This window comes from Brevibacterium sp. 91QC2O2 (genome assembly GCF_024580695.1).
In the GTDB taxonomy this organism is placed as follows: domain Bacteria; phylum Actinomycetota; class Actinomycetes; order Actinomycetales; family Brevibacteriaceae; genus Brevibacterium; species Brevibacterium moorei.
This window is the reverse complement of sequence record NZ_JANIJY010000010.1, coordinates 54,042-77,813: the sequence shown is the minus strand read 5'-3', so window position 1 is coordinate 77,813 and position 23,772 is coordinate 54,042. Positions and strand designations below refer to the sequence as shown.

The 23,772-nt window shown below is 68.9% G+C and carries 21 protein-coding genes; 10 read left to right on the top strand and 11 right to left on the bottom strand.

Annotation, left to right across the window (positions count from 1 at the left end; all coding sequences use genetic code 11):
- The first annotated feature begins 61 nt into the window (after positions 1–61).
- Entirely contained in the window at positions 62–1,108 is a 1,047-nt protein-coding gene (locus tag NQ036_RS09325; protein ID WP_257058469.1) for a phosphotransferase, read from the top strand.
- On the opposite strand, the gene NQ036_RS09320 is transcribed toward NQ036_RS09325, so the two are convergent.
- Both NQ036_RS09320 and NQ036_RS09315 read right to left on the bottom strand, forming a co-directional pair.
- On the bottom strand, positions 1,047–4,454 hold the full coding sequence (locus tag NQ036_RS09320) for an ATP-dependent DNA helicase (protein ID WP_257058467.1): 3,408 nt from the start codon (positions 4,452–4,454) through the stop codon (positions 1,047–1,049). The two genes, NQ036_RS09325 and NQ036_RS09320, sit on opposite strands and share 62 nt — an antisense overlap.
- Positions 4,451–8,002 (bottom strand): PD-(D/E)XK nuclease family protein, encoded by a 3,552-nt coding sequence (locus NQ036_RS09315; RefSeq protein ID WP_257058465.1) that lies wholly within the window; start codon positions 8,000–8,002, stop codon positions 4,451–4,453. The genes NQ036_RS09320 and NQ036_RS09315 overlap by 4 nt, the downstream gene beginning before the upstream one ends.
- 218 nt (positions 8,003–8,220) lie before the next feature.
- Between NQ036_RS09315 and NQ036_RS09310 the strand changes: the two genes are divergently transcribed.
- On the top strand, positions 8,221–8,442 hold the full coding sequence (locus NQ036_RS09310) for a DUF3107 domain-containing protein (protein WP_257058462.1): 222 nt from the start codon (positions 8,221–8,223) through the stop codon (positions 8,440–8,442).
- Positions 8,443–8,518: 76 nt separating this feature from the next.
- On the opposite strand, the gene NQ036_RS09305 is transcribed toward NQ036_RS09310, so the two are convergent.
- Positions 8,519–9,142, bottom strand: a complete 624-nt coding sequence (locus NQ036_RS09305) for a ferritin-like domain-containing protein (protein WP_257047200.1) — start codon at positions 9,140–9,142, stop codon at positions 8,519–8,521.
- A 67-nt stretch (positions 9,143–9,209) separates the two neighbouring features.
- Here NQ036_RS09305 and NQ036_RS09300 point away from each other — a divergent pair, with 67 nt between their 5' ends.
- Positions 9,210–10,769 (top strand): DEAD/DEAH box helicase, encoded by a 1,560-nt coding sequence (locus NQ036_RS09300; RefSeq protein WP_373456767.1) that lies wholly within the window; start codon positions 9,210–9,212, stop codon positions 10,767–10,769.
- 89 nt (positions 10,770–10,858) lie between these two features.
- Here the strand turns inward: NQ036_RS09300 and NQ036_RS09295 are convergent, their stop codons facing one another.
- Positions 10,859–11,707: a PHP domain-containing protein gene (locus tag NQ036_RS09295; protein ID WP_257047199.1), complete on the bottom strand. Its 849-nt coding sequence runs from the start codon at positions 11,705–11,707 to the stop codon at positions 10,859–10,861.
- A 126-nt stretch (positions 11,708–11,833) separates the two neighbouring features.
- Between NQ036_RS09295 and NQ036_RS09290 the strand changes: the two genes are divergently transcribed.
- Positions 11,834–13,354: an aminopeptidase P family protein gene (locus NQ036_RS09290; RefSeq protein ID WP_257047198.1), complete on the top strand. Its 1,521-nt coding sequence runs from the start codon at positions 11,834–11,836 to the stop codon at positions 13,352–13,354.
- A 57-nt stretch (positions 13,355–13,411) separates the two neighbouring features.
- Here the strand turns inward: NQ036_RS09290 and NQ036_RS09285 are convergent, their stop codons facing one another.
- Positions 13,412–13,840 (bottom strand): hypothetical protein, encoded by a 429-nt coding sequence (locus tag NQ036_RS09285; protein ID WP_257047197.1) that lies wholly within the window; start codon positions 13,838–13,840, stop codon positions 13,412–13,414.
- A gap of 39 nt (positions 13,841–13,879) precedes the next feature.
- Between NQ036_RS09285 and NQ036_RS09280 the strand changes: the two genes are divergently transcribed.
- The 4 genes from NQ036_RS09280 to NQ036_RS09265 are packed head-to-tail and all read left to right on the top strand — an operon-like array spanning position 13,880 to position 18,153.
- Positions 13,880–14,983, top strand: coding sequence for a P1 family peptidase (locus tag NQ036_RS09280; RefSeq protein WP_257047196.1), 1,104 nt, complete (start codon positions 13,880–13,882; stop codon positions 14,981–14,983).
- 39 nt (positions 14,984–15,022) lie between these two features.
- Complete coding sequence (locus tag NQ036_RS09275; RefSeq protein WP_257047195.1) at positions 15,023–16,333, top strand: magnesium transporter MgtE N-terminal domain-containing protein; 1,311 nt, start codon at positions 15,023–15,025, stop codon at positions 16,331–16,333.
- On the top strand, positions 16,320–16,994 hold the full coding sequence (locus NQ036_RS09270; RefSeq protein ID WP_257047194.1) for a DUF1003 domain-containing protein: 675 nt from the start codon (positions 16,320–16,322) through the stop codon (positions 16,992–16,994). Before NQ036_RS09275 ends, NQ036_RS09270 begins: the two co-directional genes overlap by 14 nt.
- Complete coding sequence (locus NQ036_RS09265; protein ID WP_257047193.1) at positions 16,984–18,153, top strand: Mrp/NBP35 family ATP-binding protein; 1,170 nt, start codon at positions 16,984–16,986, stop codon at positions 18,151–18,153. Before NQ036_RS09270 ends, NQ036_RS09265 begins: the two co-directional genes overlap by 11 nt.
- A gap of 8 nt (positions 18,154–18,161) precedes the next feature.
- Here NQ036_RS09265 and NQ036_RS09260 read toward each other — a convergent pair whose 3' ends face one another.
- A complete protein-coding gene (locus tag NQ036_RS09260; protein ID WP_257047192.1) occupies positions 18,162–18,563 on the bottom strand; it encodes a twin-arginine translocase TatA/TatE family subunit in 402 nt (133 codons plus the stop codon).
- A gap of 41 nt (positions 18,564–18,604) precedes the next feature.
- Between NQ036_RS09260 and NQ036_RS09255 the strand changes: the two genes are divergently transcribed.
- Positions 18,605–18,940: an MGMT family protein gene (locus NQ036_RS09255; RefSeq protein WP_257047191.1), complete on the top strand. Its 336-nt coding sequence runs from the start codon at positions 18,605–18,607 to the stop codon at positions 18,938–18,940.
- Between the two features lie 66 nt (positions 18,941–19,006).
- The gene (locus tag NQ036_RS09250) at positions 19,007–19,651 is read left to right on the top strand and encodes a class I SAM-dependent methyltransferase (RefSeq protein WP_257058460.1); all 645 of its coding nucleotides are present in this window, start codon (positions 19,007–19,009) and stop codon (positions 19,649–19,651) included.
- 71 nt (positions 19,652–19,722) lie between these two features.
- On the opposite strand, the gene NQ036_RS09245 is transcribed toward NQ036_RS09250, so the two are convergent.
- The 5 genes from NQ036_RS09245 to dapE form a co-directional block, all read right to left on the bottom strand.
- Positions 19,723–19,887, bottom strand: a complete 165-nt coding sequence (locus NQ036_RS09245) for a DUF3117 domain-containing protein (RefSeq protein ID WP_257047189.1) — start codon at positions 19,885–19,887, stop codon at positions 19,723–19,725.
- Positions 19,888–20,026: 139 nt separating this feature from the next.
- Entirely contained in the window at positions 20,027–21,229 is a 1,203-nt protein-coding gene (locus tag NQ036_RS09240; RefSeq protein ID WP_257058458.1) for a hypothetical protein, read from the bottom strand.
- Between the two features lie 88 nt (positions 21,230–21,317).
- The gene (locus NQ036_RS09235) at positions 21,318–21,644 is read right to left on the bottom strand and encodes a DivIVA domain-containing protein (RefSeq protein ID WP_257058455.1); all 327 of its coding nucleotides are present in this window, start codon (positions 21,642–21,644) and stop codon (positions 21,318–21,320) included.
- A gap of 26 nt (positions 21,645–21,670) precedes the next feature.
- Positions 21,671–22,597 carry a dihydropteroate synthase gene (gene folP, locus NQ036_RS09230; protein WP_257058453.1) on the bottom strand — a complete coding sequence of 309 codons (927 nt, stop codon included), beginning with the start codon at positions 22,595–22,597 and terminating at the stop codon, positions 21,671–21,673.
- Complete coding sequence (gene dapE / locus NQ036_RS09225) at positions 22,594–23,751, bottom strand: succinyl-diaminopimelate desuccinylase (protein ID WP_257058451.1); 1,158 nt, start codon at positions 23,749–23,751, stop codon at positions 22,594–22,596. Before dapE ends, folP begins: the two co-directional genes overlap by 4 nt.
- Between the last annotated feature and the right edge of the window lie 21 nt (positions 23,752–23,772).

Genomic DNA, 23,772 nt, shown 5'->3' with positions numbered 1-23,772 from the left:
AATCGACAACACACCCGCCGGGCACCAGGGCACAGCGGAGCCGGTGTCGTAGATTGGTGGGGTGGATAACCTGCCCCTGCATATGGCCGCCGCCGCCTCGCATCTGGTCGACGGACTCTCTCCGACCCAGTTCAGCGTGCTGGACGGAACCGATCGTCTGCGCGTGCTCGTGGGCGACGGGGACCGCTTCGTGCTCGCCTCCCTACTCGATCCGACGGACGCCCTCGAAGCCCAGACCGAACAGGTCGCGGCCGCGGTACTGCGCACGATCCTGCCGTCCGACTCCCCGGCCTTCCCGGAGACTCTGGCGACACAGGATCTTAAGCCCGGCACCTGGTCGCTCGACCGGGAATACGAGTTGCGCATCACCCGCCCGCTACCGGGGACTCCACTGTCGACTGCGGCATTCACCGAGCACCCGGGCCTGGTCGACTCACTAGCGCGATTCCTGGCCCGCCTGCACACCGCGGATGTCGCCGCCGTCGCCGATGCCGGCCTACCGACCCGGGAACCCCTGGAGGTCCGCGATTCGCTGTTGGCCGAGCTGGACCGTGGTGCCCAGACCGGGAAGGTCCCCGGTGCCTTGCTGCAGCGCTGGGAGGAGACTTTGGAGACCGCGGCCGTCTGGCACTTCCTGCCGGCGGTACTCCACGGCGATTTGGGCATCGACGCTCTGCGGACCACGGGTGATGACCTGGTGGCGGTGACCGATTTGGCCCGGGTCCGGGTGGGCGATCCGGCCCATGATCTGGCCGGCGTGGCGGACCTGATGTCGACCGAGGACTTCATCCGACTACTCGACGTGTATCTGGCCGAACGCCGGATGGATGACCCGTACCTGGTGGAACGGGTCGGCTTGGTCTCCGAAATGGGAGTGTTGGGCCTGTTGCTGGCCTGTGCCGACGCCGATGACGCCGAAGGAGTTGACGAGGCCGTCGAACTGCTGCGCTCGCTGGCCGAACTGCCGGAGGACGCGCCCGAGCCGGGCCCGGGCGTCACCGCCGACTCCTCCGCGGCCGAGGCCGCGGAGGAGTCCGAGACCGGTGTCATCGACCGGCCGTCATCCGTTCGAGCAACAGATCGGGATCCGGCAGGTCCGCAGGCCTGACGATCCGGTTGTCGCCCAGATAGAAGAACGTCGCGGTGACCGGCCGGCCGGCGAACCTCGGCATCGCCTCCACCGCCCGGGCGTAGACGGCCAGCTGCACGGCTCTGGCCTGGAGTTCTGCTCCCGTGACCGAGCTGCCCGTCTTCCAGTCCACGACCTCGAAACCGGTCTCCGTGGGGAAGACCGCGTCGATCTTGCCGGGAATGCGCATCTGTGCTCCGGCTTCGCCCAGGATGAGCTCGAACGGCAGTTCCACTGCGACGGGGACCCTGGAGGCGAATTCGCTGGCCAGGAATGTCCGCTGCAGCCGGGTGAAACGATCCTGCAGCGCAGCGGGCAGGGATTTGCGGGACTGCGGGTCCTCGAAGTCCTGCAGCGTGGCCTGTCCGAAGTAGTTCTCCACCCAGGCGTGGAACGCGGTTCCCAGCGCCGCCTGCGGCACGGGGCCGGTTGGCATGGGGCGGATCAGTTCGGCGGCGAAGGCCTCAGGGTCCTGCGCATAGCGCACTGCCGCGGTGGCCGAGAGCCGACCGGGCAACCGGGTGGGGTCGAGCGCGTTCGCCCGCTGCGCCAGCAAGTCGGCCGCAATATGGGCCAGATGTCCAGGGGCATCGGGGCCCCCGCCGCCGTGCGGGGCGCTGCGAACCAGTTCGCCCAGCTCCAGTTCCCCGGCGCTGCGGTAGACCCGCGCCTTGTGTGACCGGATCCGCAGGAGTGCGCGGTCCTGCGGGGTCGGCCACTCATAGGACTCTGCGCGTTCGGGCGCCTCCTCGTCATTGCCCGGCAGAACGGGATCGTCCCAGCCCAGCGCCGTGGCGGCATCGTAGACGTAGGGCGAGAGTTCATTGGCCCTGGTCCGCCCGGAGAACGTCGCGGCGCCCAGCCACAGTGAGCGCTGGGCCCGGGTGACAGCCACGTAGGCCAGCCTGCGTTCCTCGGTTTCATGATGGTCCTCCAGGGCGTCGGCGAACCGTTCTCTGAGGGCCTTGAGGTCCTTGCTCGCACCGGCGCTTAGGTCCATGGCGGGAAATGAGGCGGCGTCCCCGCGCAGCGGGTAGGGCAGGGCCTCGGCCTGCAGCCAGCCCGTTTTGGTCCGCAGTGTGGTCGGTAGGTCGCCCACCACCATATGGGGAATCGCGACATGGTCGAATTCCAGACCCTTGGACTTGTGGATCGTCATGATGATCACCGCCCCCGATTCCTTGTCGAGCACCTCGTCCGGTTCGTCCAGGCCACCCGTCTGCGCCGCCAGTTCGAGCCAGGACAGATAGCCGGCCAGATCGGTCCCCGGCTGGTCGGCCAGCAGATTCGCCGCGGATGCCGCGAACACATCGAGTGCCACCAGATGTGGTGCAGCACGCTCGGGGCCCAGTGCCCTGGCCTCCGCTTCGATGCCCAGTCCGTGGACGATCTCCCGGATCAGGGCCGGTACCGGGACCCGCCTGGCGCGCAACCGGCGCAGGGACACCGCCAACCGTCCGATACGGGAGGCCGCCGCGTCCGACAGGCCCGAGCGTTCGATGTCGGAGCGCAGGGTACCGCGCCCTGCGGGATCGGCCAGTTCGTCGATCACCTCGACCACGCCGAGCGCGGCCGCCGCCTCATCATCGGGATACGCCTGTGCCAGGCGGTCGGCTCTGGCCCGCCGCAGCCGTTCGAGGGCGGCGATATCGGCAGGCCCCAGACGACACACCGTCCCGGTCAGCAGGCGCATCGCCTCACCGCCGGCTGTCGGGTCGGCGATCACCGTCAACGCGGCGAAGACGTCGCGGACGAACGGGTCCTCCAGGGCGCCGGCCCTGCCCACGATGTGGGTGGGAACACCGCGGGCCGTGGCAGCCGCCGCGACTTCGAACATGTGAGCGCTCTTGCGACACAAAACGGCCCGTGAGCCGCTCCGCCCTATGAGCCAGTCCAGCAGCTGGACCATCTGATCGCTGCCCACTCCCGGCACGGCCGCCCCGGTGGTCAGGGCCCGCTCGACGGTTCCCGTCTTCCACGTGGCCAGTGGGCCGGGCAGGCCCTGCGCATCCGGCTGGTCGGGGGCGCGCAGTTCGCCGCCGGAGCCCCGGTTGGGGATCCACGATGAGATCTCATTGGCCACCGCGAGCACACTGCTCGGATTGCGCCAGCTGATGCTCAGACTCCGCACCCTGGCGCGGGTGCCGGGCAGGCCGAATTCGACGGGGAATTCGTCGATGTTCGACGCCGAGGCCCCGCGCCAGCCGTAAATGGCCTGCCGGGGATCGCCCACGGCCATCACCGGCAGACCGCCGAAGAGTCGCTTCAACAGCCGCACCTGCGTGTCCGAGGTGTCCTGGTATTCGTCGAGCAGCACCACCTGCCAGCGAGCGCGTTCGGCGGCGTGGGCCTGCGGGTCCGCATCCATGATCCGGCAGGCGAACGCCACCTGATCGGAGAACTCCATGCCCGCTGCCGCCCGCTTGGCCAGGCGGAAGCGTTCGACCAGGCGGGCCAGCAGGAGTTTCTCCCGGAGCTTCTCCAGGATGTCCGCCGCGCCGTAGTCGCACAGCAGGTCGACCAGGGCGTCGAGCCGCGAGCGCTCAGGGTCGGGGCCCAGGCCCGCGCCCATGAGTTCGTCCAACCGGATGGCATATGCTTCCTTGGCCTCTGCCGGAATCCGTTTGCGGGCGACTGCCCTGGCCACGTCCACATCGGCGAAATAACGCCGATAGCAGGCATAGATGTAGTCCTCGAGTTCCGCAGCGTCCACCAGGTGTTCCGACATCTGGGCGGACAGGGCACGCACCTTGGTGATCAGGCCGGCCCTGGCCGCTCCCGCCGGAACCTCCGCGGTACTCGCCCGATCGATCACGCGCCCTGCCAGTTGGATCGCGGAGGCGTCGTCGAGGACCCGGGTGTCCTCTTCGATGCCCAGTGCCATACCGTATTCGCCCACCAGCGCGGCGGCATAGGAATTGTAGGTCTGCACCGTGGGCACATCGAGGCCGACGAGTTCGTCATCACGACCCGACTCCCCCACCGCCAGGCGGAACTCCCACAGGTTGTCGCGGATCTTGGCGGCCAGTTCCGCCACCGCCTTCCGGGTGAAGGTCAGGCCCAGAATCGCATCTGCCGGGACCAGTCCGTTGGCGACGAGGAACAGCACGCGCTGGCTGATCACCGTGGTCTTGCCGGAGCCGGCACCAGCGATGACCACGCTCGGCTCCAGCGGGGATTCGATGATGGCGATCTGTTCTGCGGTGGGCGGGTCGATCGCGTCGGCCGGATCCCGTCGGGAGTTGAGAATCTCCACCAGGTCCAGGGCCGAATAACGGATCCTCCCGTGCGCCGGGTGGTCGTAGCCCCCGTGTCCGCTGTTCATTCGTCTTCTCCTCCCGCATAGGCCGGGCACGATGAGCGCACGGGGCAACCCGCGCAGGTCTGGCGCGAGGGGCTCGCGGTGAACACCGGCGAGCGCATCCCGCGCGCGGTGGCTGCGACCAGCGCCCCGGCCCAGCCCGGATCGTCCGTATCGGCCAGCGCCGGCTGTGGTCTGACGTTCGCGGGCACCCCGCGACTGAGCGTGTCCGAATAGCGCAGGAACACGAGTTCACCGCCCCCGGGCACAGCACTGTCCAGATCGGCCTGGGCCCCCTCGTCGGTGAATGTCACACGGTGGCCGGGGGTGTCCAGGGCCGCCTGATAGGTGGCCAGCTGCGGATTCACCCTGGCCTCGGCGACTGTGGGCTTGCGCTTGCCGGTCTTGAAGTCGACCACGTAGAGCCGACCGGCCGAGTCCTTCTCCAAGCGGTCGATCCTTCCGCGGATGACCCATGGCCCGTCTTCGGAATCGCGGGTGTCCTCGGCGCTGACCGCGCCCTCCACGCCCACCAGGGTGTACCCGTCCGGCGCGCGCCCTGAGATGTAGTCCTGCAGATGGTCGAGCATCTCCAGGCCCGTGGCGTATTCGCGGTCGCGCTCCCATTCGGAGGGGTAGTCCAGTTCGGCGAAGCGCCGGTCGAAGGATTCGCGCATGTGCAGCAGGCCACCGCGCGGAAATTCCTCCGCGATAGCGTGGATGATGGTCCCGAGGTGCTGAGCCCTGGTGTCGCTGCTCTGCCCACCGTGGCGGGTGAGCAACCAGCGCAGTCCGCAGGTGTGGAACAGTTCGACCGTCGATGGACTGATCCGGGCTATCTGGCCGGGCTCCAGCAATGGGTCACGACGGCTGAGCTCCTGCCAGTCCAACCAGCCGGCCGGATCGGCGTCCGCCACACCCGCCGCCGCCAGCGACTTCAACAGAACTGCCCAGCGGCCCTCCTCTTGACCGGTCGCTGCGGCTTCGAAGGCGTAACGGGCCAGGGCCGCGGTTTCCATCAGCGTCAGCGGTTCACTCCACGCCGGGTCCCAGGCGATGGGTTGGGCCGTAGCCCACCCCGGGTCCCCGGTGGCAGCGGGCGCGCCCACCTGGGGCTCCTCCGTCACACCGTCCGGTTCCGCCCCGGCGGTGCTCTGTCCGGCCGGGTCGTTTTCGGCTGCGTCGTTTTCGGCTGCGTCGTTTTCGGCTGCGTCGGTCCCGCTGTCGCGGGGGCCGCGCGGCAGGTCCCCGCCGGCCTCCCGGTGGCGGGCCAGGGCGGCCTGTGCCGTGCGGAAGAACACACCCGGTTGGGCATCCCCGTCGTCGACGGCCAGCAGGACCAGTTCTTCGCGGGCCCGGGAGAAGGCACACAGGGCCAGGCGGGCCTCATCGGCGATCGTGGCGCGGCGCCGCGCCCGGTAGGCCTGTTCCGCCGCTTGTTCCGGGGCGATCCCGCGGAGCACATCGAGGAGGTCCTCGGCGGAGAAGATGGAGCCGCGGACCCGCGGGTTGGGCCAAACCCCGTCCTCCAGGTCGACCACGACGACCCGGGAGAAATCGGTATGGGCGACCTGCGCTGCCGCTGCCACCGCGACATGGTCCGCTTCCGCGCGTTTGGCCAGGGAGTCCTGGGCGAAGCGCTGTTCGAGTACATCGTCGGCGAACCCGCGGGCGTCCAGCGCACCGCGCTCGCTGAACTTCTCGGCCAGTGTCATCAACCGCAGGACCGCATCGAGCCTGTCGTGGGCGGCGTCCGCTGGATCGCGCAGGGCGGCGGCGCGCCAGGCCCTGTCCACCCGGGCCGCACGCCATATCGCCCACAGCGCGGTGTGCGGATCGTGTCCGCGGTGCTTGGCCGCTGCCCGCAGCATGCGATCGACCTGGCGCAGCGGAGCGGGTAGTTCGGCCTCGGGGAGTTCGCGCAGGGCGCGGACCAGCAGCGGCTCGGCTCGGATGGGGGCAGTCGGGGCCCCGGGCCGGAGGGGATCTTCGACCGGCGCCGGATCCGCCTCCGCTGCGCCGCTGTCCGGGAGCTCCGATTCCACAAGCGGCTGATCTCCCAGCCGCGCCAGGGCCGCCAACAACTCCCGGTTGAGACCGCGCAGGGCGATCGCATCGAGGCCGGCGTAGACGCCGGTGAGCAGTTCCGTGATGACCGCGTCCAGGGCCCCAGGATCGGATCGATCCGCCCGCAGGATGCGCAGCAGGGGTGCTGTGGCGGGGTCGACGCCCAGGGCCAGGTCAGCGCCCGCCACGGGGATCCCCAAGTATCCCAGATCCGCTTCGAGTGCCCGTGCCGTCCCCGAGGTCCGGGTCAGCACGGCCATCTCCGTCCATTCCACGCCCTCGTCGCGCTGCCAGGAGCGCAACCGGGCCGCCACGATCCGGCCGAGTTCCGCTGACGACTCCGCCGTGGCCGTGTACACCCGGGAGTCCCCGCCCGGCAGCATGCCGGCACGGCGCGGAATGTGACCGAGTTCCAGGCGGGTCGACACACGGCGGGCCAGGTCGTCGCCGACCGTACGCACACCGCCGGCCCCACGTACCCCGGCGGCGGCCTCGTCGAGCACGTGCGGAACCGTGTGAAAGGGGTTCCCCGGCCGGGTGAAGGCGTCGAGCAGGTCCCCACCCGCACCGCGGAACCCCTGCGAGGCGGAGTCGGGCGAGGCCAGCAGACACAGGCGCACGCCCAGGGCCGCCAGTGTCGTCAACATCCGCAGCGCAGCATCCGGCACGTCCTGCCCCCCGTCGATGACGATCGTGCGCGGCAGGATCTCCGCGGAGAAGGTGGGAGCCGAACCGGCCCGCACGCCCGCCTCTGCCTGGTCCTGGAGGACCCAGCGGGCCTGTTCGAACACTTCTGCAGTGTCCACTCCGCCGAATCCGGGCACCGCCAGCAGGTCCTCGTAGTCCTGCATGATTCGGGCCACACAGTCCCATTCGGGTCGGCCGTGGGTGAGGGCCGCCTGCTCCACCGCGTCCGGGGTGAAGCCCCTGCCCATGAGTTCGTTGAGCACTTCGCGCAATTGGTTGCGGAACGCAGTGGTCCCCCGCACTTCCGGGGTGAAACGCTCCGGCCAGGCCGGCGGCCGGGACAATCCCGAATCGTAACCCGCCAATAGACCCGCGAGCAGATTGTCCTGGTCCGGTCCGCTGATGAACTTCATCGCCGAACCGTCGCGCACTGCCGCCTGGGCACTGACCAGGCCGAAGGCGAAGGAGTGGACACTGCGCGCGGCCGGACCGGTCCGGGGCGCTGGTGCACAGGCACCCGGGGCAGCCACCGGAGCCGGTCCCAAGGTGTCGCGCAGGGCCGCGGCGGCATCGCGGTTGGGCGTGAGCACCAGTACCTCGTCCGGATTGTGGGCCGCGGCCAGCAGTCCCGCGAACAGGGATCCGACGACCGTGCTCTTGCCCGTGCCGGGGGCTCCGATCACGCAGGCGTGCCGCCCGGCGAGCAGGTCGGCCAGGCAGGCCTGTGCCACCGCATCCAGACCGGTGGGTCCCGCACTGGGTTCCACCGGGGGGTCCTGGGGACTCGGCTGGGCCGGGCTGAAGGGTAATGGGTCCATGCGCCCATTCAATCACCGAGGGCTGACACGGCCCGATCGGCTGACTCCGGCTGCCCTGCCGCACGCCGGTTTTCGACCATCGGGATCCCGGGCCACCGGTTGCGCTGGCGGCGAAAACCCTGCGTAGCCGAGCACGGCGGGGAATGCCAAGGCCGGCCCGGCGCTTAGGCTTGGAGACAACAGCGACCGTTTTCTACACCGGTGGAGGTATGAGGAACATGGAGATCAAGATCGGCGTACGCCAGAGCAACCGTGAGCTGGCGCTCGACTCGCAGCTGACGGCCGACGAGCTCGCGACCAAGGTCGATGGGGCGCTCAAGGACGGCACCACCCTGGTGCTCGAGGATGCCAAGGGCCGCAAGGTCATCGTGCCGGCGGCCGCCCTGGCCTATGTCGAGGTCGGCGCGGAGACCCCCGGCCGGGTGGGCTTCGGCATCTGAGGCGTTCCGTCCGACGCGGAGGCGGTGGGTACGATGGCCGATCGGCCGCCGTACCCACCGCCTCCGCATTTCCGGCTCAGGCGGTCAGCCCCAGGACCGACATGCGCCGTGAGTGATTGCTCATGATGTGCTGGCTGAGTTCCGTGGCCGCTGCCGATTCCGTCGGGAAGACGCCGGGCAATTCGCGCACGCGGCGCAGGGATTCGGCCACCAGCTTGCGGCCCCACAGGGCCAGCCTGCTGGAAAGGACCTGATCGGCCGCGACTGCGGCGCCCAGGCGGGAGGCCAGATATTCTACCGGACGTGTATCATCTAAGACGGCGGTGGCGACTGCACGGCTGTCGGCATCCAACTGGTCCAGAGCGGCCCGGGCGAAGTCTTTGAGAATCTCATCGTAGACATAGCCCTTCATCAGGCTCTCGTACCAGTCGGTGGGCTTCGTCCGCTCCATGAATGCGGCGAAGGACGGCCGGGCCGCCTCCATCAGTGTGACGGAGTCTCCTCCGAGCTCGGTGATGCGGGCGTCAAGATCCTCGAAATGTGCAAGGCACCACCCGGCCATGCGGGCCAGATCCACGGTGTCACGGACGTCGGGGGCGAACTGGGCGTCGGTGGCCAGACGTTCGAAGGCGGCCAATTCGCTATAGGCCAGGGTCGCGAGCGTCTCGATACCCTGCCGGGGCGGCTGTTGATCAGACATGCCCCCTAGCCTATCCGCCGGATGACTACGTGCGTGCTCCCACGGGTACGCACCTTGAGGAGTGAACGTGACAGATATCGACAACGACGCATCCGCGCCCATCGGCACGGAGGACGTCTTCGCCGCGGACACCGCGCAGCTTGACGAGCAGTCCGCACAGGCCACCCCGGCCGAACCGACATTCGCCGACCTCGGAGTCGCAGGGCCCATCGTCGCGGCCCTGGCTGAGGCCGGCAAGGAACACCCGTTCCCCATCCAGTCCCTGACCCTGCCGGTGGCCCTGACCGGAGCCGACATCATCGGCCAGGCCAAGACCGGCACGGGCAAGACCCTGGGCTTCGGCATCCCCCTGCTGCAGCGGGTCATCGCCCAGGGCGAGCCCGATGCGCCCACCGGTGCGCAGCGGATTCCGCAGGCGCTCGTGGTCGTGCCGACCCGCGAGCTGGCCAAGCAGGTCGCCGAGGACCTCGTCGAGGCCTCGACGAAGCGCGATCTGCACGTTGTGACGATCTACGGCGGCAAGGACTTCGAACCGCAGATCGAGGCCATCAAGGCCGGCGCCGACGTGGTCGTCGGCACCCCCGGCCGGCTGTTGGACCTCTACGGCAGGCGGATCCTGCGCCTGGACGGAGTGGCCACCGCGGTCTTCGACGAAGCCGACGAGATGCTCGACCTGGGCTTCCTGCCCGATGTCGAACGAATCGTCGCAGCGCTTCCCACGAACCGCCAGACCATGTTGTTCTCGGCCACGATGCCCGGCCAGGTCATCGCCCTGGCCCGGCGCTATATGAGCCACCCGACCCATATCCGCGCCCACGATGCCGGCGATACGACGCAGACGGGCAAGAACACCAAGCAGCTGGTCTACCGGGCCCATGCGATGGACAAATCGGAAATGGTCGCGCGCATTCTGCAGGCCACCGGCCGTGGCCGGACCATCATCTTCGCCCGCACCAAGCGCACCGCCGACCGGCTGGGAGAGGAACTGCGCGATCGCGGTTTCAACGCCCGCCCCCTGCACGGGGATCTGAACCAGCAGATGCGTGAGAAAGCACTCAAGCAGTTCCGCGAGGGCCAGGTCGATGTGCTGGTGGCCACCGATGTCGCCGCACGCGGCATCGACGTCGACGACGTGACCCACGTCATCAACTACCAGTGCCCCGATGACGACAAGACCTATGTCCACCGGATCGGACGGACGGGCCGGGCCGGACACTCAGGCGTCGCGGTGACGCTGGTCGACTGGGACGATGTGCCCCGTTGGAAGCTCATCAACCGCGAGTTGGGGCTCGACCTCGAGGAACCGGTGGAGACCTACTCCACCTCGCCGCACCTGTATGCGGATCTGAACATCCCGGAGGGCACGAAGGGCCGGCTCAAGCGGCAGCGCCCGACGGCCGGGCAGGACGCCGAATCCGGTGCCGGCCACTCCCGCAGGCGCGAGGGCGGTTCGCACGGCTCCCGGCGCTCGCGCGGATCGGACTCCCGGCGCAGGCGCCCCGCAGGGGATGCGAAGACCGCAGGGGACGCCCCGGCCGCCGACGGGGAACAGTCGGCCGCGCCGAAGAAGCGCAGGCGTCGTCGCACCCACGGTGGCAAGTCCGGTGAGCAGGCCGCAGCCAACTGACCGTCCGAAGTCTTGAGAATGCCGCCGTGCACACGAGGTCGTCCTCGTGTGCACGGCGGCATTCTCGCGTTGTGGCCCGGGGTCCCGGCTCAGCGGGGCAGGACCAGGTCAGTGCCCCTGCCGGCCTCGGCGATGCGCATGAGCATGTCACGGGCCGTGGTGTGTTCGGCCAGCCGGTTCGGCTTGCCCGCCCCGTGGTAGTCCGAGGAGCCCGTGATGATCAGGCCGTGCTCCCCCGCCAGCCGGCGCAGCCGCTGGCGGGCGGCCGGCGGATTGTCCCGGTGGTCGACCTCGATCCCGTCAAGGCCCGCGGCGATCAGCTCGCCGAAGGCACGATCGGGCACCACCCGGCCACGTGCAGCCGCCAGGGGGTGGGCGAAGACGGCGACTCCCCCGGCATCGTGGATCAGGCCGATGGCCTCGAGCGGATCGATCGCCTCGAGGGGGACGTGGTATTTCGAACCGCCGCCCAACAGCCCGGCGAAGGCCTCTGACCGGGTGGCCACGGCGCCGATGCGCACCAGCGCGTCCGCAATGTGCGGCCGTCCCAGGGTCGCATGTTCACCGGCCAACTCCAACAGGCCGTCCCAGGTGATCGGATAGTCCTCGGCGATCCTCTCGACCATGATGCGGGTGCGTTCCTCCCTGGCCCTGCGGGCGTGCCCGATCACCGCGGTCAGTTCGGCTCCGGCGGGTTCGTGCAGATAACACAGCATGTGCACCGTCACCCCCTGGTATCGGGTGGAGACCTCGACGCCGCGCAACAGGCCAACGCCGAGGTCCCCGGCGGCGGCCAGGGCCTCACCCCAGCCGGCCGTGGTGTCGTGGTCGCTCAGCCCGATGACATCGACGCCTGAGTCCACGGCATCTTCCATGAGTTCTGTTGGGGATTGGGTGCCGTCGGAGAAGCGGGAGTGCGTGTGGGTATCGACGATCATGCTGACATTGTATGGCGCCCAGCCGCCTCCGGGCGGCAGCGGCGGCGGAGCCGGGCCGACGGCTGTGGCGCGTCGAACCCCCGAACCCGGGGTCGCCCGGCGGTCGCGGGTCCTAGACTGGGATATATGAGTGAGTCAGTATCCCAAGAGTCGAATCCCGAATCAGTCCAGGACATCGCAGACCGCGTGAACAACCGGTCGCGCCGCCCGCAGTCCCAAGCGTTCCGCGACTTCATCGCCACCGGCTGGTCACGCCCGGAGAACGATCCGGAGCCCTTGGGCGCGGCGTCCTACACCCCGGCCCGGCGCGCCGCGGTATCCGCAGCCTTCCCAGGCGAGCGCATCGTCGTGCCGGCCGGCGGCTACCGGGTCCGCAACAACGACTGCGACTACAAGTTCCGCGCCCATTCGGCCTTCATCCATTTGACGGGCCTGGAGATGGATGCGGAGCCGGACGCGGTGCTCGTCATGGAGCCGAATGATCACGGCCACGACGCCACTTTGTTCTTCGCCCCACGCGCCGGCGCGGACACCGAGGAGTTCTTCTCCGATTCGCGCTATGGCGAATACTGGGTGGGACCGCGGGAGGACCTGGAGTCCATGCAGCGCCTGACCGGAATCCCCTGCCGCAATATCGCAGAGGCCCCCGATGCGATGACCAAGGACCTGGGCGCGATCTCCGTGCGCGTGGTTCGCGAGGCCGATGCGCAGATCACGGAATCGATCGATGTGGCGCGCACCCAGGTGCAGGCCGATCTGGTCGCGGCCGCAGCAGGCGACGACGAACTGGCCCAGGGCCTGTCCGAGCTGCGCCTGCTCAAGGACGAACACGAAATCGCCCAGATCCGCCAGGCCATCGACATCACGCGCGCCGGTTTCGACAATGTGATCGAGCGCCTCCCCCAGGCGATCGGCCATCGGCGCGGCGAGCGCGTCATCGAGGCGGCCTTCGACCTGGCCAGCAAGGTTGAGGGCAACGGCGTCGGCTACGACACGATCGCGGCCTCGGGCAACCACGCCTGCACCCTGCACTGGGTGAAGAACACCGGCAAGGTCACGCCAGGCGATCTGGTGCTCATCGACGCCGGTGCCGAAGCCGATTCCCTCTACACCGCCGACATCACCCGCACTCTGCCGGTCGACGGGCACTTCACCGAGGCCCAGGCGAAGGTCTACGACGCCGTGCTCGAGGCATCCCGGGCGGCCTTCGCGAAGGCCGCAGAACACGTCGACCACCCGGTGCGCTTCGGCGAGATCCACGACGCGGCGATGAACGTCATCGCACACAAGCTCGAGGAATTCGGAATGCTGCCGGTCAGCGCCGAGGAATCGCTGTCTGCGACCGGTCAGCAGCACCGCCGCTGGATGGTCCACGGCACCAGCCACCACCTGGGCCTGGACGTCCACGACTGCGCGCAGGCCAGGGCCGAGATGTACACCGACGGCGTGCTGGAGCCCGGCATGGTCTTCACGATCGAGCCCGGTCTGTACTTCAAGGCCGAGGACGAACTGGTGCCCGATGAGTTCAAGGGCATCGGGGTGCGCATCGAGGACGATGTGCTGGTGACCGCGGACGGCGTCGAATCCCTGTCCGCCGGCTTCCCGAAGACCCGCGCCGAGGTCGAGGCCTGGGTCCAGGGCAAGTAGGCCACAGCCTGGCGCACAGCACAGCGGCCCGGAACCGAATCGGTTCCGGGCCGCTTGTCATCTCCGTGCCCGACGTGCGATGTGACGCGCCCAGAGCAGCTCGAGCAGCCACAGAACGGCGTACAGGATCAGGCTGTAGGCGCACAGGGGAAGTCCGAAGAACACCAGCGCCTCCACCCCTTGTGCGACGAAGCCCTCCGCCGAGTTCCGAAACGAGAGGGATCCGCAGAGAAAGACCAGCGCCAGGTGGAGGATGACCGCCAGGACGAGGGAGGCCACCTCGCCGGCGCGACGCAGGAACGTCACGATCACCGATGCGACGATGGCCGGGACGAAGCTCACCGCAGTGTAGAAGACGGCGTATCGCGCAGGCTGGTGGACATCGGTGCCCGGCTGCATATACGCGAGCCAGACGAGGATCCCCGGTACGAGGAATGACCAACACCGGGCAAGGGAGAGCGCGCGAAGCGCGATGGGCTTGTCCACGCGGCCTCCTTCGCCTTCGCTTCGGTACATACTGTACCCATGGACACCCCACTTCTGTTCCCCGGCCGTTCGGTCGCCTCGCTGACCGATGTCTCCCTGGGACACTGGGCCGCCGCGTCCGGTTCGACCGGCTCGACCGTCATCCTGCCCGCGCCCGGCACCACGGCCGGCGTCGATGTGCGCGGCGGGGGTCCGGCCGTCCACGAGTCCGCGATCCTGGCACCCGGCACCCTGTCCTATGGAGCCGATGCGATCCTGCTCACCGGCGGTTCGGCCTTCGGCCTGGCCGCGGCCCGCGGAGTCCAGGACGTGCTGGCCGAATCCGGGGTCGGCTCTCCCGTGCCCGGCGGCATCACGGTGCCGATCGTGCCGGCCGCTGCGATCTTCGACCTGGGACGCGCCGCCACACCCACCGAACCGCCGGGTCTGGCAGCGGGCGCCGCGGCCGCCCGCGCCGCCCTGACGGCCCGTCGCACCGCAGCCGGCGATACCACGGTGTTGGGTGAGGCGGGATCGGTGGGCGCCGGCCTCGGGGCCTGGTGTGACCGCGGTCTGTACCGTGGCGGTCTGGGGCATGCGCTCATCACCCTGGGCGAGGTCCAGGTGGCGGCACTGGTCGTGGCCAATCCGTCCGGTGGACTGCTCGATGCCCGTGGCGAGCTCAACGCCGCGGGTGTGCTGGCCGATTTCGGAATCGCCCTGCCCCGCCTGACCGGCACCGAACGCGCGGCGCTCGCCGCCGAACGGGAGCGGCGGCAGCGGAGTGCACCTGCCGATTCCCCACGCAATACGACGATCGCCTGCATTGTGACGAATGCGCGCCTGGACACCGCCGAGGCGACCCGCCTGGCCGCTACGGCTCACGCCGGGCTGGCCAGGGCGGTCCGGCCCTCGCACACCCTGTTCGACGGGGATACCGTCTTCGCCCTGGCCTGCGGGACGCAGGAGCTGCCCGAGGATTCCCCACGGGACCTGGCACTGACTGCGCTGGGGGCGGCGGGAGCCGATGCGCTGTCCACTGCGATCGTCGACGCGGTGCTCGGTGTGCCCGCCGCCGGCGCTGTGACGGATCCCACCGCGCCCCGACCGCTGGCCTCGTTCGCCCCGGACCTTGCCGCAGCCTGGGCCGGATTGCGGAATTGATCACGTTCCACCGACTCGCCCGTTCGGTAGGCTAGGGACGTGAGTGGAACCGGAAATCGAGTCTTCGTAGCCCGCCTGGCGGGCACCGGCGTATTCGACCCCGTAGGCGACCAGGTGGGCCGGGTGCGCGATGTCGTGGTGGTCTTCCGCGCCTCCATCAGACAGCCGCCCAAGGCCATCGGCATCGTCGTCGAGGTCCCGGGGCGCAGGCGGGTCTTCGTGCCGATCGGACGGGTGACCAATATCGACCCCGGCGGCGTGCAGATCACCGGTCTGGTCAACATGCGCAGGTTCCAGCAGCGCAATTCGGAGACCCTGGTGCTCGGCGATCTGCTCGACCGCAGGCTCAAACTGCGCGAGGACGGCACCTGGGTGCAGGTCGAGGACGTCGCGATCGAATTGCAGCGCAATCGCGAATGGGAGGTCTCGCGCCTGTTCGTGCGGCGCCCGTCGGTCAAACGGACCTTCGGCTTCCGGCACCGCGGCGAGACCCTGCAGGTCGACTGGTCCGATGTCGACCACCCCAAGGAGGACTTGAAACAGGAGGCCACGCAGTTCATCCAGGCCTATGAGGACGCGAAGCCGGCCGACCTGGCCGATATCCTCACGGAGATGCCAGTCAAGCGCAGGCTGGAGATCGCCAGGGAACTGGGCGACGAACGCCTTGCAGACGTGCTCGAGGAACTCCCGGAGACCACCAGTATCGAGATCGTGGGCGCTCTGGACATGGAGCGCGCTGCCGACGTGCTCGAGGCGATGGATCCCGACGACGCCGCAGACCTGCTGGGTGAGCTCTCCGATGAGCGCGCCGAGGAGCTGCTCTCGGCGATGGAGCCGGAGGACGCCAAGGACGTGCGCACCCTGCTGTCCTACGACGAGGACACCGCCGGCGGCCTGATGACCACCGAGCCGGTGATCCTGGCCCCCGAGACCACGGTGGCCGAGGCTCTGGCCCACGTCCGCCGTGAGGAACTGCCTGCGGCCCTGGCCGGCGCCGTGTTCGTGTGCAGGCAGCCCCTGGAACCGCCCACGGGCAAGTACCTGGGCATGGTGCACATCCAGAAGCTGCTGCGGGTGCCACCACAGGAGGCGATCGGAGAGATCATCGACGATGAGATCGACCCCCTGCGGACCGAGGCCTCGATCGCGGAGGTCAGCCACACCCTGGCCGCTTACGACCTGGTTTCGATCCCGGTGGTCGACGACACGGACCATTTGGTCGGGGTCATCACCGTCGACGATGTGCTCGACGAACTGCTGCCGGAGGACTGGCGGGCCCACCGCCACGACGATCACGACGATCCGGAGGACCCGGTGACGCGACAGGAGGTGCCACATGGCCGAGGATGAGCGGAAGGCCGCGCAGCCCAACTCCCTGGACACCCCGCGTTCCAAGGGCCGGGGGCTGCCCCGACTGTCGGTCAACCCCGATATGTTCGGCCGCATCGCCGAGGCGATCGCCCGTTTCATGGGCACACCCGCCTTCCTGTTCTGGATGACGGTGATCTGCGCGGTGTGGCTGGGCTGGAATTCGCTGGCGCCCGAGGAATGGCAGTTCGATCCGCGGGCCATGAACTTCACTCTGCTGACCCTCATCCTGTCCCTCCAGGCGTCCTATGCGGCCCCGCTGCTGCTGCTGGCCGACAACCGCTCGGCCGACCGGGACCGGATCGAATTCGAAAACGACCGGCGCCGCGACGAGCGCCACCTGGCCGATACCGAGTACCTGATGCGCGAGGTGTCGTCCCTGCGCATCGCCATGCGGGACATGGCCGGCCGTGATTTCATCCGCTCCGAGCTGCGCGATCTGCTCGAGGAGATCGAGACGACCCACCAGGAGACCGTGACCACCCTGACGCGCGAATACGAGGAGCGCATCACCCGTCTGGTCGATCAGCGCACCGGACTGGCCGATGCCCTGACGGCTTCCGGCGGTGACCCGGACCGGGTCATCGCCGACGTAGATGCGGCCGCCGCAGCGGCCGAACTGGAGGACCACGGTGACTCCTGAACCGGCCCGGGGACCTGTTCCCCACAGCGAGGCGCCCAGCACAGAGGATCTGCACGCGGCCCTGTCCCGCGTCATCGACCCCGAGCTGCGTCGTGACATCGTCAGCCTGGGCATGGTCGCCTCCGCCGAGGTCGACGAGGCGGGTACCGCGCACGTCGAGGTCCTGCTCACCGTCCCCGGGTGCCCGCTGAAGGACACGATCAGCCGGGACGTCCACACCGAATTGGCAGAGCTGCCCGGCCTGGCCGAGGTGGACCTGAAGCTGGGGGTGATGAGCGCCGAACAGCGCAAGGGGCTGCGCGAGAAACTGCGCGCCCCCGGTGGTAAACGCCTCGTTCCCTTCACCCAGCCGGACTCCCTGACCCGCGTCTACGCGATCGCCTCGGGCAAGGGCGGGGTCGGCAAGTCATCCCTGACTGCGAACCTGGCCGCTGCCATGGCTGCCGACGGATTGCGGGTGGGCGTGGTCGACGCCGACATCCACGGGTTCTCGATTCCCGGGATGTTCGGACTGCGCGGAAAGCCCACCAAGCTCGACGATATGATCCTGCCGCAGGTCGCCCACGGAGTGAAGGTCATGAGCATCGGCATGTTCGTCGACCCCGGTCAGGCTGTCGTATGGCGCGGTCCGATGCTCCACCGTGCACTCGAACAGTTCCTCACCGATGTGTTCTGGGGCGACCTCGACGTTCTCCTGCTGGACCTGCCCCCGGGCACCGGGGACGTTGCGATCAGTGTGGCGCAGCTACTGCCGAATGCGGAACTGATCGTCGTCACGACCCCGCAGCAGGCCGCGGCGACCGTCGCCGAACGCGCCGGCGCGATCGCCAGGCAGACCAAGCAGCGCGTTGCCGGAGTGGTGGAGAACATGTCGTATCTACAGCTGCCGGACGGCACCCGGATGGAGGTCTTCGGAACCGGTGGCGGTGCGCAGGTCGTCGCCGGACTGGCCCGGATCACCGACCAGGACGTGCCCCTGCTGGGCAGCGTCCCGCTGGAGCCGAAGCTGCGCGAGGCCGCAGATGCGGGCCTTCCCGCTGTGCTCGATGCCGCCGCCCGGCAGACGCCGGCGGCACTGGAGATCTCCCGCATCGCCCGCGGCCTGAGCCACCGCGCCCGCGGACTGGCGGGCAGGTCGCTGCCGCTGAATCTGGGCTGAGCCGGCGCCTAGGTGGCGTCCGGGTCGAAGGGTGCCGCCTGGCTGGTGTCGCGCAGCCTGGCCTGTTTCGCATAGCGCTGGATCGGCGACTCCTCGACCAGGGTGGCCTGCTGTTGAGCGGACTCCGAGGCCCGGGCGGCCGCCGCACTGGGCGCATCGTCCTCGGCCAGGGCTTCCTTGACGATGCGCCGGGGATCGTACTGCCGGGGGTCGAGCTTCGCCCAGTCCACCTCGTCGAACTCATCGCCCATGTCCTTGCGCAGGTCATCGCGGAGGCCCTGCGCCTGGGATTTCAGCCCCCGGACCAGGTCGCGCAGCTGCTGAGCGTACTCCGGGATCCGTTTGGGGCCGATCACGATGAGGGCAACGACGACGATGATGACGAACTCGGTGCCGTTGATGCCAATCATGGCTCCATTCTAGTCCGTGCGTGTGCAAGACTTGGACGGTCATGGATGATCTTGTGGTGGAAAGAGTGCTGCGCTGTTGTGAGTGCGTGCCAGCGGGCCGCCTGGCCACCTACGGGATGGTGGCCAGACTGGCCGGGACCTCGCCGCGGCTGGTCGGCCGGATCATGTCCGTCTACGGGGCGAACGTGAGCTGGTGGCGCATCGTCAATGCCCGTGGGGAGCTGCCCGCGGCCCTGGCGGTCAGGGCCCGGCCCCACTGGGAGGATGAAGAGGTCGCCCATGTGGGGACCAGAGCCCGCCTACCGGAGCACCGGGTCGACGAGGCGACATGGGCCGCGGCCTGTGTGACTGCTCTCGCCGATCTGCCCGCAAGGTGATCGACGGCATTACACTTGAGTGTCGGACCCGCGGTGGGTCCGCATGTGGCAGTTGAAGGAGTGCGCGTGTCAAGAGACTGGGCGGGCCAAGCTCGTTACGCCGACCGTTTCAACGCCGCCGACCCGGTGGTCGAAGCCGCTCGCCAAGTCGCAGACGATTATGGGTGTGAGCCGCTGTCACCGACGAGTTCGAAGATTCTGGAGTTCCTGACGCGCCTGGCCGCGCCGGCCGCCGCAATCGAAGTCGGCACCGGCACGGGGGTGTCCGCGTTGAGTCTTCTGCGCGCCATGCCCGCCGGCGGAATACTGACCAGTATCGATGTCAGCGCTCCCCGCCAGGCGGTGACCCGGGAACTGGCCGACCTGGCGGGTATCCGGGCGCACCGCCTGCGGCTGATCACCGGTCGTGGGGAGGACGTCCTCGCCCGGCTGGCACGGACAGCCTACGAGTGCGTGTTCATCGATGCCGATCCGCTGTGCTACGACAAGTTGATCCCGGTGGCGGTGGATCGGCTGGCCCCGGGCGGGCTGTTGATCATCAACGACGCCCTGCTGTCGGGGGCCGTCGCCGACCCACGTGACCGCAGTCCGCGGGCAGCCGTGATGCGCACAGTGCTGGCGCTCGTTTCCACCCGCGCCGATCTGGAGAGGCTCATTCTGCCCGTCGATGCGGGCCTACTCGTTCTGCAACGGCATCCGCAGCAGGGGTGAGGAGTTCCTCGGGAAAAGTCAGGGGCGGTACGGGTTGTCCCCGTACCGCCCCGACCTTCGTCAACAGGTTCTCAGATCACCTCGGCGAGTACCGAATGCAGCGACTGCGCCTCCTCAGGGGTGATCTCGATGACCAGGCGGCCCCCGCCTTCCACCGGCAGGCGGAGAACCAGCCCGCGACCTTCTTTGGTGACTTCGAGCGGGCCGTCACCCGTACGGGGCTTCTGAGCTGCCATAAGAGCACTTTCCCTTTCAATTGATATGAGTACCGTGAACGCGTACCCCTCTTATTATCCACTATCGGCAGGGTAACTGCTACCCACACACCGATGCGACCGCCTGATTTCCCACCCGGGCACTCCCCCGACCCCGGGATCACGGCGGCTGGATAGAACCGGGGCTGAAGGCCCAGAGATACTGCACGAAGACGATCTGCAACACCGTCGCCAGGACGAGGACCACGATTCGATTGGTCCAGGACCGGGACTTCGCCAGGACCAGCGACAGGGGGAACATCGGCAGCATCAGCCGCAGTGTCGAGGTCTGCGGAGTGAAGAACAGCAATAGGTAGACCACATAACAGGAGACGAACAGCTGGCCGGTGAGGCCCATCAACCGACCTGCCGGGCCGAAGATCATTCCGGCCAGGCCTACGAGAAGCACGGCCAGGAGGACCGGCCCCCAGGATCCGGCCAGATCCTCCGACATCCTCACCCATTGGACGAAGACCTGTGAATGCCCGGTCCACGCGGATTCGGTATCGAAGTAGGCCCGCGGTTGCCCGGTGACGATCCAGGCCGCCACAGGATGGACCAGTGCCGCACAGCAGGAGAGCACGCCCAGTGCCCACGAGCACACGATCTGGGGAACCGGATATGCCTCGTCGCGGCGCCGGATGCTGCGCGATACCAGGTGGACCAGCATGAAGAAGGAGAACGCCACACCGATCGGCCGGGACAGGTCCATGAGGAACACCACCGGGATCGCCCACAGGTAGTGCCGCCGGGCGACCAGCAGGAGGGCCGCGGCCAGTAGCAGGAACGTCAGCGCCTCGGCATAGCCGGTGTTGAATACGACTGCTGCGGGAAAGAAGAAGGTGACGGCCAGCCCGGTCAGGGCCTGCTCGGCGCTCGCGTGCAGCCGGAACAGATGGAGCACCAACACGGCCGCCCCGGCGGCGTACAGAGTGGACAGCAGCGGTGACACCAGTTGGTAGTCAAGGCCGGTGACCTGAGCGGTCCATCCGGCCAGCCAGGGATGCAGAGGATAGAAGGCCCAGGAGCTCTGCCCCACGGAACCGTCATCGCGCAGCGGCAGGACGCTCGGATAGCCCTCGGTGGCGATCCTCTCATACCAGCCGGCATCCCAGAAGTTCAGAAAGACGCGCAGTGGGGCGCTCTCGCCCTCGGTCCACCAGGACGGTCCCTGGCGCCGTGCCGCGGCGGCCATGATGAACAGCGATACCACCCGCGACGCAGCGTAGACGGCCAGCGCCTGGAGCCAAACGGGCAGTGCCAGAAGCCATGTCCCCAGCCGGTCCAGACCGGACCGGCTGAGCGTCCGCGGGAGGAGCCCCACACCCTCATCGGCCGCATAACGAGTCCGTTGCCCCCGCTCACGGCTGCGCTTCCGGGCTGCGGCCGCCTCCCACCGCAGGGGAACCCTCTCAGGAATCGGACGGCTCCTTGGGGACTGGGGCGAGCTGCGCAGGCGCCGGCTGTGCACCGGTCTCCAGCTGGGCCTCGAGCTCCGCGATCCGCAGCCGGCACGCGTCGAGGACCGCATCGACCTCGTCGGGCCGGTAGCCACGCAGCGCCGGGGTGAAGCGCAGGGTCGACAGTTCCTCGGGTGCGAAGCCCTCCGGCAGCGCGGCCACCGGTACCGAGGTGGTCTCCTGGGACATGGGCTGATTGAACACGCCCAGCGACCCCGCCAGGGCCACGACCAGGACGAAGAGTGCCGCTGCGACTCCGATGACTAGCCAAATGGACATGCGCTCATTCTTTCACATCCGCCGGCTCACACCAGCCCGCGCAGCGCCCGGCGCGGTGGCCGGTCCCCGGTGATCGCCAGAACCATGTCGATGACCTGCCGTGTTGCGGCCACATCGTGGGTGCGGATCAGCCCCACGCCCGCTTCGATGGCCAGGGCGGTGGCCGCCAGTGTCGCCGGCAACCGTTGGGCGGGGGTGTCCACGCCCACGGATTCGCCGACGAAGTCCTTCCGGGAGATCGCCAGGAGGACGGCATGGGCACCCGCGCTCAGGCGCGGCAGTTCGCGCATCACCTGCAGGGACTGGTATGTGTTCTTCCCGAAGTCCGGGGTGGGGTCGACGATGATGCGCTCATCGGGCATGCCGGCCGCCCGGGCCCGCTCCACCAGCGCTGCCAGGCCGGTGTCCAGGGCCCGTGCGAAGTCCGGACTCGCCAGGCCGTACCGGTTGCGGTGGGCATCGGTGCGCGGATCGAGGCCGCCCGTGTGCGAGCAGACCAGGGCACAGCCGCCGGCTGCGGCCACTCGGGTCAGCTCGGGATCGTAGCCCGCCCAGGTGTCGTTGATGATCAGGGCGCCGGCGTCGATCACCGCGGCACCGACCTCGGCGCGCCAGGTGTCGACGCTGATGACGAGTTCGGGCAGTTCTGCGCCGACCGCCGCCACGATGGGCGCCACCAAGTCGATCTCCTGGGAGGCGCTGACCGCGGGGCCGCGTCCGGCGCGCACTCCCCCGATGTCGACGATCGTAGCGCCGGCCTCCCAGGCGGCACGGGCCGCGGCGACCGCCGCGGCGGTGGATGCCGATGACACGTAGAAGGAGTCGGTGGACCGGTTGACGACAGCCATGATCGCCGGATTCCCCGGCCCCGCCTGACAGCCGGGCAGGTCCAGGCGAGCCGCGGACCCGGTTACCCGGTGCCGGCCCGCAGTCCCCGCGTCCGGCGCACTCATGCCCACGGCGCCACGGCCGCGGGCTCGAGGAAGCTCAGCAGGGCCGAGGCGGCCGCGGTGATCTGTCCCGCCGGGGCGTGCTCATCGGCTTTGTGGGCGAACAGGGCGTCGCCGGGCCCGAAGTTGACTGCGGGGATGCCGAGTTCGGAGAACCGGGCCACGTCCGTCCACCCCAGCTTGGCCGCCGGCGTCGAACCGATCCCCGGCAGGCCGTCCAATGCGGCGATGAACGCCTGGGCCGCCGGCTGGTCCAGGCCCGGCCGCGCGCCGGCTGAAACGTCTGTCACGCGCAGCTCATAGCCGGCGAAGAACTCCCGCAGCCAGGCCTCTGCCTCTTCCGGCGACTTATCGGGGGCGAAGCGGTAGTTCACGGTGACCGTGCACAGGTCGGGAACCACATTGCCGGCCACGCCACCGGATATCCCCACGGCAGACAGGGACTCGCGGTAGTCAAGGCCATCCACGCGCACGGTCTGTGCGGTGTGCCCGGCCAGGCGGTCGAGGATCGGGGCGGCCAGGTGAATCGCATTGACGCCCTTGAAGGCACGGGCCGAATGTGCGCGCACGCCCCTGGTCGTCACCTCCACCCGGATGGTGCCATTGCACCCACCCTCGATCCCGGCATTGCTGGGCTCGCCCAGGATGGCGAAGTCACCGGCCAACCAGTCGGGGTGGTTGCGCGCCACCCGGCCCAGCCCGTTGAGGGACGCTGCGACCTCTTCATGGTCGTAGAACACCCAGGTCACGTCCCGCACCGGATCCCGTAGGGCCGCGGCCGCGGACAGCTGCATCGCCACCCCGGATTTCATATCGCAGGCCCCTCTGCCCCACACCACACGTTGTCCGTCGAGCTCGCGCATCTCCGCTGGCACATTGTCCTCGATCGGCACCGTGTCCAGGTGGCCCGCCACGATGATCCGTTCGGCCGCACCCGTCCGGGTCGCAGCAACCAGGGTGTCGCCGTCGCGGCGGATCTCCAGGGGCGTGCCCTGGGCCGAAATCAGCTCAAGCAGTCCGGCCACCGCATCGGTGATCCGGCCCTCGTCGCCGGAGACGGAGGGGATGTCGCACAGTGCCTGGGTCAGTGCGGTCGGGTCGTCCAGGAGCCCTGCCAGGGCCAGGGTATCGGGGTTGTTCGGCGTCAAAGCAGTCATATCGTCCATCCTAGCCAGGGT